This window comes from Marivita cryptomonadis (genome assembly GCF_002115725.1).
Classification (GTDB): Bacteria; Pseudomonadota; Alphaproteobacteria; order Rhodobacterales; family Rhodobacteraceae; genus Marivita; species Marivita cryptomonadis.
In genome coordinates this window covers 257,011-270,117 of record NZ_JFKD01000002.1, presented here as the reverse complement: position 1 = coordinate 270,117, position 13,107 = coordinate 257,011, and the positions used below count along the sequence as shown (strand labels likewise).

At 60.6% G+C, this 13,107-nt stretch carries 7 protein-coding genes; all 7 read left to right on the top strand.

Annotated elements, in window-relative coordinates; translation table 11 throughout:
* Positions 1 to 89: 89 nt before the first annotated feature.
* Genes MCRY_RS03215 through MCRY_RS03185 form a run of 7 tightly spaced genes read left to right on the top strand, consistent with a single transcriptional unit; the run spans position 90 to position 13,105 of the window.
* Positions 90 to 2,468, top strand: a complete 2,379-nt coding sequence (locus tag MCRY_RS03215) for a glycogen/starch/alpha-glucan phosphorylase (RefSeq protein WP_085628032.1) — start codon at positions 90 to 92, stop codon at positions 2,466 to 2,468.
* Positions 2,465 to 4,672, top strand: a complete 2,208-nt coding sequence (glgB, locus tag MCRY_RS03210) for a 1,4-alpha-glucan branching protein GlgB (protein WP_085628031.1) — start codon at positions 2,465 to 2,467, stop codon at positions 4,670 to 4,672. Before MCRY_RS03215 ends, glgB begins: the two co-directional genes overlap by 4 nt.
* A 32-nt stretch (positions 4,673 to 4,704) precedes the next feature.
* Positions 4,705 to 5,964: a glucose-1-phosphate adenylyltransferase gene (gene glgC, locus MCRY_RS03205; protein WP_085628030.1), complete on the top strand. Its 1,260-nt coding sequence runs from the start codon at positions 4,705 to 4,707 to the stop codon at positions 5,962 to 5,964.
* A gap of 1 nt (position 5,965) precedes the next feature.
* Positions 5,966 to 7,399: a glycogen synthase GlgA gene (gene glgA / locus MCRY_RS03200; protein ID WP_085628029.1), complete on the top strand. Its 1,434-nt coding sequence runs from the start codon at positions 5,966 to 5,968 to the stop codon at positions 7,397 to 7,399.
* Entirely contained in the window at positions 7,399 to 9,504 is a 2,106-nt protein-coding gene (glgX, locus tag MCRY_RS03195; RefSeq protein ID WP_085628028.1) for a glycogen debranching protein GlgX, read from the top strand. The genes glgA and glgX overlap by 1 nt, the downstream gene beginning before the upstream one ends.
* Positions 9,501 to 11,477 (top strand): 4-alpha-glucanotransferase, encoded by a 1,977-nt coding sequence (locus MCRY_RS03190; protein ID WP_085628027.1) that lies wholly within the window; start codon positions 9,501 to 9,503, stop codon positions 11,475 to 11,477. Before glgX ends, MCRY_RS03190 begins: the two co-directional genes overlap by 4 nt.
* A complete protein-coding gene (locus MCRY_RS03185; protein WP_085628026.1) occupies positions 11,474 to 13,105 on the top strand; it encodes an alpha-D-glucose phosphate-specific phosphoglucomutase in 1,632 nt (543 codons plus the stop codon). The genes MCRY_RS03190 and MCRY_RS03185 overlap by 4 nt, the downstream gene beginning before the upstream one ends.
* Positions 13,106 to 13,107 lie beyond the last annotated feature (2 nt).

The window sequence follows — 13,107 nt, the reverse complement described above, 5'->3', positions numbered from 1 at the left end:
AATGGTATTTGGTGCGTTTTCGGGTATGAGGGACTTATGTTAGCGCTATCGTAAATCTTGAACCCACCGTGGAACCCATCTGGATGAGCATGAAAACCGATATTCTGAACCGTCTGAAATATTCGCTGGGCAAGGATGCCGAAAACGCATCGACCTATGATTGGCGGATCGCAGTGTCGCTCGTTTTGCGGGACCAGATGGTCGAGACATGGTTCCAGTCGACCAAGGAAACTTACGAGGCATCGCCAAAGCGGGTCTATTACCTATCGATGGAATTCCTGATCGGGCGTCTGATCGAAGACATGATCTCGAACCTGCGGATGGAAGACACGGTCAAAGCGGCGATTGCCGAATTGGGTCAGGACTACAACACCATCGTGCATGACGAACCGGACGCAGCACTTGGCAATGGTGGGCTTGGGCGTTTGGCCGCGTGTTTCATGGATTCACTGGCCACGCTGGGCATTCCGGCCTTCGGTTATGGAATCCGGTATGAACACGGATTGTTCGAGCAAAGCTTTGCCCAAGGTCAACAGGTCGAGAAGCCCGAGACGTGGCTCACCCAGCGCCATGCGTGGGAATTCGAACGCCCCGAAGCGCGCTATCGGATCGGCTTTGGCGGGCATGTCGAACACCATGAAGGCAAGGCACATTGGCACCCCGGCGAAGTGGTGATGGCAACGGCACATGACACGCCGGTCGTCGGGTGGAAGGGCGAATGGGGCAACACGCTGCGGCTGTGGTCGGCAGAGCCCGCCAAGGAGTTCGACCTCGAAAGCTTTAACCGCGGTGATTACCTTGCCGCGGGCCGGTCCGAGGCTTTGGCCCGGACGATCAGCCGGGTGCTGTATCCCGACGACACCACCGAAAGCGGCAAGGAACTGCGCCTCAAGCAAGAGTATTTCTTTACCGCCGCGTCTCTCATGGACCTGCTGCGCCGCTATTTGAAAGACCACGACGATATCCGCGCGCTGCCCGATTACGTGGCGATCCAATTGAACGACACGCACCCGGCCATCGCTGGTCCGGAACTGGTGCGCATTCTGGTGGACGAGCACGCGATCCCGATGGACGAGGCAATCCCGCTCGCGCGCAAATGTCTGGCCTACACCAACCACACCCTGCTGCCCGAAGCATTGGAACGGTGGAGCGAACATCTGATGGGCCGCATTCTGCCGCGCCATCTTGAGATCATCCGCGCTATCGAACATGCGCATCAGACCGAATTCCCGGACAGCCCACGTATCCTAGAGCACGGCGATGTGCGCATGGGCGAGTTGGCGTTCATAATGACGCACAAGGTCAACGGTGTTTCCGCGCTGCACACCGAACTGGTCAAAGAAACGGTCTTTGCCGATCTGCACCGCATTCACCCGACCCGGATCATCAACCAGACCAACGGCATCACGCCGCGCCGCTGGCTTTATGGCTGCAACCCATCGCTACGCCATCTGATCACTGACACCATCGGTGAAGACTGGGTGGCTGATCTGGAACAGCTGACCGCGCTCAAATCCAAGCGCGACGATGCGGCGTTTATCGAAGCCTTCACCGCGTCCAAGCGCGAGAACAAGGTTAACCTGTCGAACTGGATCAGTGAGACGATGGGCGTGACGCTTGACCCCGACGCGATGTTCGACGTGCAGATCAAGCGTATCCACGAATACAAACGTCAATTGATGAACCTTTTGGAGACTGTCGCGTTGTGGAATGACATGCGCGATAACCCGAACGCAGACTGGACACCGCGAGTAAAGATTTTCGGCGGCAAGGCGGCGCCGGGATATTTCGTGGCCAAAGACATCATTCGCCTGATCAATGACGTGGCACATGTGATCAACACTGACCCCGTCACCGACGATAAGCTCAAAATCGTGTATCCCCCAAATTACAATGTGACGATGGCCGAACGGCTGATCCCAGCCGCAGACCTGTCTGAACAGATCTCGACCGCGGGCAAAGAGGCGTCGGGCACCGGCAACATGAAGTTCGCCCTGAACGGTGCGCTGACCATCGGCACGCTGGACGGCGCGAACGTGGAAATCCGTGATCATGTCGGGTCGGAAAACTTCTTCCTCTTCGGCCTGACCGCACAGGAAGTGATGGAGCGCCGCACGCATCACGGCTATTCCCGCGCCGCGATCGAGGCCAGCCCGCGTTTGCAACGGGTGCTTGGCCAAATCGCCGAGGGGCGTTTTGCACCGCACGATCCAAGCCGCTATCATGGTCTTGTGGGGATGCTTTATGACCATGACTATTTCCTCGTGACCTGCGATTTCGACAGCTATTTCGACACGCAGCGCCGCGCGGACACCGCTTATCGCAACCCGGCGAACTGGGCCGCGATGGCGCTGGTGAACACGGCCAGCATGGGCTGGTTCTCGTCCGACCGTACGATCAAGGGCTATGCCCGCGATATCTGGGGGGCCAAGAGCGTGACCCAAGCCAAGCTTGAGAAATCGGCATGACACAGGCAGCGCCTCTGATCGACGCAAAGACCGCAAACGACATCGCCCAAGGACGGCATGGCGATCCATTCGCCGTTTTGGGCTTGCACGAGGTGGATGGCGCGCTGGTTATGCGGGCGATGCGGCCGGAGGCCGACAGCGTAGAGGTAATCGACGCCAAGACCGGTCGGGCGCTGGTGACGTTGGAGCGGGTGGCCGATGGTCTGTTCGCAGGCGTGATCCCGCGCCGGAAAAAGCGGTTTGACTACCATCTGCGCATGACCCGCGGCAGTGATGTTTGGGAGGAACAGGACGCCTATGCCTTTGGCCCCAAGCTGGGCGAGATGGACGAGTATCTTCTGGGCGAAGGCACACATAACCAGCTTTGGGATGCCGTTGGTGCCCATGTCTGCACACATCAAGACGTTGAGGGCACGCATTTCGCTGTTTGGGCACCAAATGCATCGCGGGTGTCCGTGGTTGGCAATTTCAACGGCTGGGACGGTCGCCGCCACGTGATGCGCCGCCGGGGTGCGACTGGCGTGCACGAGATTTTCCTGCCCGGTCTGGGCGATGGCACCGTCTACAAATACGAAATCATCGATGGCGCGGGCAATCTGCTTCCGCTTAAGGCCGACCCGGTGGGGTTTGGCGCGGAACTCCCGCCCGCAACCGCTTCAGTTGTGCGCGACTTGCGCGGGTATGAGTGGTCCGATGCCGGTTGGCTCTCCAAGCGCGGGGCAAAGCACAAGATCGACCAGCCAATTTCGATCTACGAGGTGCATCTGGAAAGCTGGCGGCGCGTGCCGGAAGAGGGCAACCGGTCGCTGACCTATCTTGAACATGCGTCGATGCTGGTAGATTACGCTCGCGACATGGGCTTCACCCATATCGAATTGACGCCCGTGTCCGAATACCCGTTCGGCGGGTCGTGGGGGTATCAGCCGGTGGGCCTGTTCGCGCCCACATCACGGTTCGGCACACCACAAGAGTTTCGCGCCTTTGTCGATGCCTGCCATCAGGCGGGTCTGGGCCTCATCATCGACTGGGTGCCGGGGCATTTCCCGACCGACCAACACGGGTTGGGCCAGTTCGATGGCACGCCGCTGTATGAACATGCCGACCCCAAAGAAGGGTTCCACCCCGACTGGAACACGCTGGTCTACAACTATGGCCGGACGGAAGTGCAGAACTTCCTGATCGCCAACGCGAAATTCTGGTTCGAGGAATACCATATCGACGGGCTGCGCGTGGATGCGGTGGCCTCCATGCTGTACCGCGATTATTCGCGCAAAGAGGGCGAATGGGTGCCCAACAAGGACGGCGGGCGCGAGAACCTTGAAGCCATCGCCTTCATGCAGCGCATGAACGAGGTGGTCTATGCCGCCGATGACAGCATCCTGACCGCCGCCGAGGAAAGCACCGCCTTTCCGGGGGTCAGCGCGCCGACCAGCAGTGGTGGTCTGGGGTTCGGGTTCAAGTGGAACATGGGGTGGATGAACGACACCCTGCGCTACATGGCCGAAGACCCGATCAACCGTAAATACCACCACGACAAGATGACCTTTGGGCTGCACTACGCGTTCTCGGAAAACTTCATTCTGCCGATCAGCCATGACGAAGTCGTGCATGGCAAAGGGTCGATGTTGGGCAAGATGCCGGGCGATGACTGGCAGCGCTTTGCCAACCTGCGCGCCTATTACGGGTTCATGTGGGGCCATCCCGGCAAGAAGCTGTTGTTCATGGGCTGCGAATTTGCCCAAGGCGGCGAATGGAACAACGAAACCAGTCTTGATTGGCATCTGTTGGACCATGCGCCGCACAAAGGGATGCAGAGCCTCGTGCGCGATCTGAACACGCTCTACCGCACGACACCCGCGCTTTACGAGAAAGACACATCCGAAGACGGCTTCCGCTGGATCGACGGCGGCAACGCGGCGGATTCGGTGTTTTCGTGGGTGCGCTACGGCAAAGAGGGCACACCGCCGGTTCTGGTGGTGTCGAACTTTACCCCCGTGCCGCGCACCAATTACCGCATCGGCGTGCCGCATGCGGGCCATTGGGCCGAAAGGCTGAATTCGGACGCCGCGATCTATGGCGGAACGGACACGGGCAATCCGGGCGGTGCTGACGCACAGGAGATGTCGATGCACGGCTGCCCATATTCCATCGAGATCACCGTGCCGCCGCTGGCGACCGTGTTCTTTCAACTGTCAGACAGTTGAGAGCGCAGATGACAAAAAGGGGGAGGAAAGACATGAGAGAAGACAGGTTCAGCCTGGCGCAGCAATCCATGGCGTTCATTCTGGCTGGCGGACGGGGGAGCCGCCTGAAAGAAATGACCGACATCCGCGCCAAACCCGCCGTCTATTTCGGCGGCAAGACACGCATCATCGACTTTGCCCTATCCAATGCCGTGAATTCCGGCATCCGGCGCATTGGTGTCGCCACGCAATACAAGGCGCACAGCCTCATCCGGCACATGCAACGCGGCTGGAGCTTTTTTCGGGCGGAACGCAACGAATCGCTGGATATCCTGCCCGCCTCGCAGCAGATCAACGAAGACAACTGGTACAAAGGCACCGCCGATGCCGTGACCCAGAACATCTCGGTCATTCGTGGGTATGGTCCAAAATACGTAGTGATCCTTGCAGGTGACCACATCTACAAGCAGGACTATTCGCTGATGATCGAAGAGCATGTCCGCTCTGGTGCCAAGGTCACGGTGGGCTGTATCGCCGTGCCACGCGAAGAGGCCAAAGGCTTTGGCGTGATGGCTGTGGATGACAGCGACAAGATCCTCGATTTCGTGGAAAAGCCAGCCGATCCCCCCACAATGCCCGGTGACGAGACCAAATCTCTGGCCAGCATGGGCATCTACGTTTTCGAGGCCGAGTATCTTTACGAGATCCTTGAAAAAGACGCTCAGAACCCGGAGTCGGAAAACGATTTCGGCAAGGACATCATTCCGGGTATCGTTGCCGCAGGCGGCGCGCGGGCCCATCCCTTCAGCCGCTCTTGCGTGATGTCGGGGCTTGAGACCGAACCTTACTGGCGCGACGTGGGCACAATCGACGCCTATTGGCAGGCCAATATCGACCTCACCGATTTTGAACCGGCGCTTGATATTTACGCCACCGACTGGCCGATCTGGACTTATTCGGAACTGACGCCGCCGGCCAAGTTCATCCACAACGAAGAAGGCCGTCGCGGACAAGCGGTGTCGTCGATGGTGTCGGGTGGGTGTATCATTTCGGGGTCGTCGCTTTATCGGTGCCTGCTGTTCACGGGCGTGAAGACGCATTCGTTCTCGCAGCTCGAAGGGGTGGTCGCCCTGCCCTATGCCGAGGTGGGACGCCGCGCCTACCTCAAGAACGTGATCCTCGATCGGGGTGTGAAAATCCCGCCGGGACTGATCGTGGGTGAAGATCCCAAGGAAGATGCCAAGCGGTTCCGACGCACCGAAAGCGGCATCTGCCTTATCACGCAAGAGATGATCGACAAGCTGGGTAAGTAACATGAACGTCCTGATGGTGGCTTCGGAATGTGCGCCTTTCGTGAAAACGGGGGGATTGGCGGATGTGGTCGGCGCATTGCCTGCCGCTTTGGCGCGGGTGGATGTGGACGCACAGGTGGTGTTGCCCGCATATCCGCCACTGTTTCCGTTGTTGCCAAAGGGCGAAGAAGTTGCACGATTTGACGACCTGCCGGGCGGACCCGGCCGCATCGTCAGAGTAACCGTACAGGGGATTACACTTCTGCTACTGGATGCGCCCCAACTGTTCGACCGCCCCGGTGGGCTTTATGTCGATGAGGCAGGCAAAGATTGGGCCGACAACCATCTGCGCTTTGGCGCGTTATCAATGGCCGGGGCGCGCATCGCAATGGGGGCAATCGACGGCTATCAGCCCGATGTCCTGCACGCTCATGACTGGCAGGCGGCGCTTGCGCCGGTCTACTTGCGGATGGCCGGGCGCGACACGCCGAGGTCGATCATCACCATCCACAATATCGCCTTCCAAGGCCGGTTTGGCCCGCAGGTCCTGGACCGGCTGCACCTCAAGACCGATTGGTTTCACCCTGAGGGGCTGGAGTTCCATGGCGATCTGAGCTTTCTCAAGGGCGCATTGATGTACGCGGATCGGATCACCACGGTCAGCCCGACCTATGCGCGCGAAATCCTCACGCCGGAATTCGGTATGGGTCTTGAGGGCGTGTTGCAGGCGCGTGCCTCGGTTCTGAGCGGAGTGCTGAACGGGATCGACATCGAGGCATGGAACCCTGCCGATGATACCGCTTTGGCCGAGCCCTATGAGGCCAAAACGCTAAAGCGCAAAGCGGCGAACCGTACCGCGCTGAGCGAGCGGCTGGGACTGAACACCGACACCTCTGGTCCGCTGTTCTGCGTGGTCAGCCGTCTGACCAACCAAAAAGGTCTGGATGCTTTGCTGGACGCGGTGCCACATCTGGTGGAACGCGGCGCACAGCTTGCCGTTTTGGGCACTGGGCAACCCGAGCTCGAACAGGGCTTCCGCGATGCGGCACAGGCCCATCCCGGTCAGGTTGCTACCCATATCGGCTATGATGAGGCGCTGTCGCATCTGTTTCAGGCGGGCAGCGATGCGATTCTGATCCCGTCACGGTTCGAACCCTGCGGTCTGACCCAGCTATACGGTCTGCGCTATGGCACACTGCCCGTTGTCGCGCGCACCGGGGGGCTGGCTGATACGGTGATCGACGCCAATGTCGCTGCGATCCTTGCCAAAGCGGCCACCGGTTTTGTCTTCACAGATGTGAGTGCCTTCGGGATTGCGCAGGTCATCGACCGGGTGGTTGACGCCTATGGCGACCCGAAACTGTGGCAATCCTTGCAACGCGCCGCTATGCGTCATCCTGTGAGCTGGGACAGCTCTGCCCAAGCCTATTGTGACCTTTACACCGATCTTGTCTGATGACCTATCACGCCACCGTTTCCGCAACGCTTGAACCCGGCTCGCCGTCACGGTTGGGTGCGCATTTCGATGGGGGTGGCACGAATTTCGCGGTATTCTCGGAACATGCAGAACAGGTCTCGCTGTGTCTGTTTTCACAGGACGGCACGCGCGAAGAGATGCGTGTTCCCCTGCCCGAACGTACGGGGGCGGTGTGGCATGGGTATCTGCCGGGCGTGCAGCCCGGTACGCTTTATGGATACCGCGCGTCAGGGCCTTATGCGCCCGAGGCTGGGCATCGCTTTAACCGCAACAAGCTGCTGATCGACCCTTACACGCGCGAGTTTCATGGCGCGTTCACCGATCACACGGCAAATTTTGGGTATCAGCACGCCGCACCCGAGGCGGATCTGTCCTTTGACAGCCGCGACAGCGCGCCGTTTGTGGCAAAGTCGGTGGTGTCGGACCCGGCGCTGTTTCCGCTGGATGGACAGCCATTATCCAAGGGTTGGCAAGACACGCTGATCTATGAGGCCCATGTCAAAGGGTTGACCATGCGCCATCCGGGGATGCCCGAAAACCTGCGCGGCACCTATGAGGGTCTGGCCTCACCCGCCATGCTGGATCATCTGACCAAGCTGGGCGTGACGGCGGTCGAGCTGCTGCCGGTGCAGGCGATCAAATCCGAAGGAGCGCTGTCTGGGCGCGGTCTTGTGAATTACTGGGGCTACAACACGGTCGGGTTTTTTGCGCCCGAGCCACGCTATTTCGGCCCCGCTGGCGTGCGCGGCTTCCGTGAGATGGTGGACCGCTTCCATTCCGCCGGGATCGAGGTCATTCTGGACGTGGTTTACAACCATTCAGCAGAAGGCGATCACCTTGGGCCAACCCTGTCGTTTCGCGGGCTGGACAACGCCTCGTATTACCGCCTGCAGGACGACCAGCCGCGCTATTATGTGAACGATACAGGCTGTGGCAACACACTGAACGTGACGCACCCTTTTGTCATCCGCATGATCCTCGACAGTCTGCGGTTCTGGGTACAGGCGATGGGGGTCGATGGGTTCCGCTTTGATCTTGCCACAACGCTGTGCCGCGAAACGGATGGGTTCGACCGTTCGGGGCGCTTCATGATCGCGCTACGGCAAGACCCAGTGTTGGCGGACGTAAAACTCATCGCGGAACCCTGGGATATCGGCCCGGACGGATACCAGTTGGGCGGCTTCCCCGCCAAAGTCGCCGAATGGAACGACCGTTATCGCGACACGGTGCGCAAATTCTGGCGTGGCGATGCACATGGCGCGCAGGAATTGGGGTCAGCACTGCTTGGCACGGCTTACCTGTTCGACAAACGCGGACGGCGGGTGTGGTCATCCGTCAACTATGCCGCCTCGCATGATGGCTACACGCTGGCCGATACAACGCAATTCGAGAACCGCCAAAACGAGGCCAATGGCGAAGGCAATCGCGACGGACATAAAGAGAATTACAGCGACAATTTCGGCGTTGAAGGACCAAGCGATGATCCCGCGATCTGTGCCCAGCGCGCAAGGCGACAGCGCAACATGCTGGCCACGGTGTTCCTGTCCCAAGGCACGCCGATGCTCTTGGCCGGGGATGAGGGCGGACACACGCAGCACGGCAATAACAACGCCTATTGTCAGGACAATGAGACCACATGGATCGACTGGGCCTCGCTGGACCCTGAGATGATTGGCTTTACCGCAGAACTTTCGCGGTTCCGGCACGAGACACCAATCCTGCGGCAGATGGATTTCCTGCACGGGGCCACGCGCGAGACCGACCGCCGCAAAGACGTGGAATGGCGCGGTTTCGATGGCAAACCTTTGAATTGGAGCGACGACACACTGTCAAGCCTGTGCCTGCATTTGCGCGGCAATGCGGAAAGCGTGGCGGGCAAAGCGCTGACCGACGAAGTGCTTTTGGCCTTCAATCGGAGCGACGACGATCTTGATCTTCTGCTACCAACCGCGCCGGGCGTTTGGGTGCGCGACATAGACAGTTCGGAACCTGCCCAGACCGCAACGCCCATTTCCGCAGAGCGGGTCTGCGTCCCGGCTCAATCGGTCAGTGCCTTTGTTCTCAAGCCCGGTTCTGCCAGATGAGCGACACCGACGAAAGTTTGCGCACGCTGGCACAAGCGCAAGGCATCTACCTCGACTTTTTCGACTTGCATGGCGCCCGGCACGAGACCTGTCCCGACACGCTGCGTGCCTTGCTCAAGGCTTTGGGGACAGAGGCAGACAGCCCGGCACAGGTGACCGAGGCATTGGCGGCGCAGACTGCGGACGCGCGGCCGACAGAGGTGATTGCCTTTGCCGGAGACCCGATCACCGTTCCCATGCCCGGCACCTGCGACTGGTCGCTGGTGAATGAGCAAGGGGACATCATTGGCGAAGGCCGTGGGCGCGGCGTGATTGACCTTCCGCGATTGGGTGTTGGTTATTACGACCTGCACATCACGGGTACGCAATCCGGCCGGTGCTTTGTCATGGTGCGCCCGCACCGCGCGCCTGATCTGGCGTCGAAAGCGCATATCGACGCTTGCTGGGGCACGACTGGGGCGCTTTATGGTTTGCGCTCAGCCACCAATGGCGGGCTGGGAAATTACCGCGATCTGGGCGCAGTTGCCGCCACGTTCGGACGGGCCGGGGCAGAGTTCCTGGGGGTCAATCCGCTACACGCACTAGGCTGGGCGATGGAAGAGATCATCAGCCCCTATTCGCCGTCGCATCGCGGCATGTTCAACATCGACCATATCGCGGTTGAGGGTGGGCTTGGGCCGACACCGGACGCAGGTCTCATAGACTATGCCGGATTTCGTGAACGGCATCGCGCGGCGTTGGAGGCGCAATTCAAAACGCGCGACAGGGACGCATTTGCAGATTGGTGCGAGACCTGCTCTGACGAGACCCGTCAGTTCGCCGAGTTCGAGGCGATCAGCGAAACCCATGGGCATGATTTCCGCACTTGGCCTGTGGCGTTGCAAATGCCCGGAGCAGTGGCGCGCAAGGCTGCTGGAAAACGGGCGGAATTCCATCTGTGGCTGCAATACCTTGCCGACACCCAGATCGACGCAGCACAGCGCGACGCCTGTGCCTCGGGTATGGCGCTTGGCCTCTATCTTGATCTTGCAGTGGGTCCACGCCCCGACGGGGCCGAGGTCTGGATCAACGCGAACACCATCGCGCGCGGCGTCACCATCGGTGCACCACCCGATCACCTGAGCCCCGAGGGCCAATCCTGGGCGCTGGCCGCACATGCGCCGGGGCCGTTGGCACGGGCACACTATGCGCCGCTCAGGTCAATGCTGCGGCGGCTGATGGCGAAATGCGGCGTGCTGCGGATCGACCATGCGCTGGGGCTGTTGCGCAGCTATTGGCTGCCAGACGATGGCAATCCGGGTGGATACATCACGCAACCATTGGACGCGCTTTTGGCCGTGATCACCATCGAGGCGCATCAGGCCGGGTGTTTGGTGGTGGGCGAAGACCTTGGGCTGGTGCCGGATGGTTTTCGTCAGGCGATGAATGACGCGGGTCTGTACAGCTATGCCGTCTGGCAGTTCGAAGCGAACCATCTGGGGGAAATCCTGCCAGCCGACACTCTGCCGCCCTACAGCCTAGCCTGTTTCGGCACCCACGACACGCCAACGCTCAGCGGTTTCTGGCATGGCACCGACATTGACTGGTGGCAACGGGTAGGCTGGCTGTCTTCGGGCGACCGCGCCGCGCGCCACAGTCAACGGGCCAAACAACGGGCCAGCCTGCGCGACGTTTGCGCGATCCCAAGCGCTGCGCAGATTGGAGATATCGTTGACATCATCCACGGCGGTTTGGCGCAATCTCCGGCGGCGTTGGTTTCGGTGCAGATGGACGATGTCTTCGGTGAACTTGAGGCGCAAAACCTGCCCGGCACGATCAACGAGCACCCCAATTGGCGACGACGGCTGAGCCTGCCCATCGACGCGATGGAACAGAGCGCGGCCTTGCTGCATATTTCAGATGTGATGAGCAATGCGCGCGGCGCACCCGCTCACCAAGACGAGACGGACCACCCCAAGGAGGTACCCGCATGACGATCCTGACCCAGACCTGCACCCCTTTCGAGGGCCAGAAGCCCGGCACATCGGGGCTGCGCAAGAAGACCCGCATTTACATGCAACCGGGCTACGTGGAGTGTTTCGTTCAGTCGATCTTCAACGCAATCGGTGGCGTTGCGGGCAAGGCATTGGTGATCGGCGGCGACGGTCGGTACTTCAACGCCGAGGCGATCCAGACGATCCTGCGCATGGCGTCGGCCAATGGCGCGGCGCTGGCGATTGTCGGTCAAAGCGGGCTTTTGTCCACCCCGGCGGCCTCGAACCTGATCCGCCAGCGCGGTGCGGATGGCGGGTTGATCCTGTCGGCCAGCCACAATCCCGGTGGTATCGACGAAGATTTTGGACTGAAATACAACATCTCGAACGGGGGGCCTGCCCCCGAAGCGATCACCGACGCGATCTACGAGCAAACCAAGACACTCAGCAGCTTCAAGACACTGGACACGGCCGATATCGACCTTGACCAGATCGGAACGGTGTCGTTGGGCGAGATGGCGGTGGAGATCGTTGATCCGGTCGACGACTACGCCGCGCTGATGGAAGACCTGTTCGACTTCGCAGCCTTGCGGGCGCTGTTCGCCAGCGGCTTTACCATGAAGTTCGACGCGATGCATGCGGTGACCGGGCCCTATGCCAAGACCATTCTGGAAGACACGCTGGGCGCACCTGCGGGCACGGTATTGAACGGTGTGCCGTCGGTGGATTTCGGCAAGGGTCACCCCGACCCGAACCCGATCTGGGCCAAGCCGCTGGTCGATCTGGTAATGTCCGACGACGGGCCTGATTTCGCGGCTGCGTCAGACGGGGACGGCGACCGGAACATGATCCTTGGCAAGGGCGTCTATGTCACGCCATCGGACTCTCTGGCGGTACTGGCCGCCAACGCGCATCTGGCCCCCGGATACGAGCGCGGCATCGCGGGTGTCGCGCGGTCGATGCCGACCAGCGGTGCGTGTGACCGCGTGGCGGAAGCGCTGGCGGTCGAATGCTTCGAGACACCTACGGGCTGGAAGTTCTTCGGAAACCTGCTGGACGCCGGGCGCGTGACGCTCTGTGGCGAGGAAAGTGCAGGCACGGGCAGCGACCATGTGCGCGAAAAGGACGGGCTTTGGGCAGTTCTGCTGTGGCTCAACATTCTGGCGGTGCGCAAGATGTCGGTGAAGGAGATTCTGCAGGACCATTGGCAGACCTACGGCCGCAACTACTATTCGCGCCACGATTACGAGGCGGTGGATGCGGCTGCGGCCAACGGGTTGATCGCGGAGCTGACGGTGAAGCTGGAGTCTTTGGCCGGGCAGACTTTTGGGGCGTGCACGGTGACGATGGCAGATACGTTCTCATACCACGATCCGGTGGATGGCTCGGTGAGCCACAATCAGGGGCTTCGGATCAATTTCGAGGGCGGCGGCCGCGCAGTGCTGCGTCTGTCGGGCACCGGGACAGAGGGCGCGACGCTGCGCGTCTATCTGGAGCGGTACGAGGCCCCTGAGGGCGATCTGAATATCGAGACGCAGGCGGCGCTTAAGGACATCGCGGAGGCGACCGCGTTGATCAGTGGCTTGACCGAGCGCACCGGTCGGACAGCGCCTGACGTGATGACCTGAGC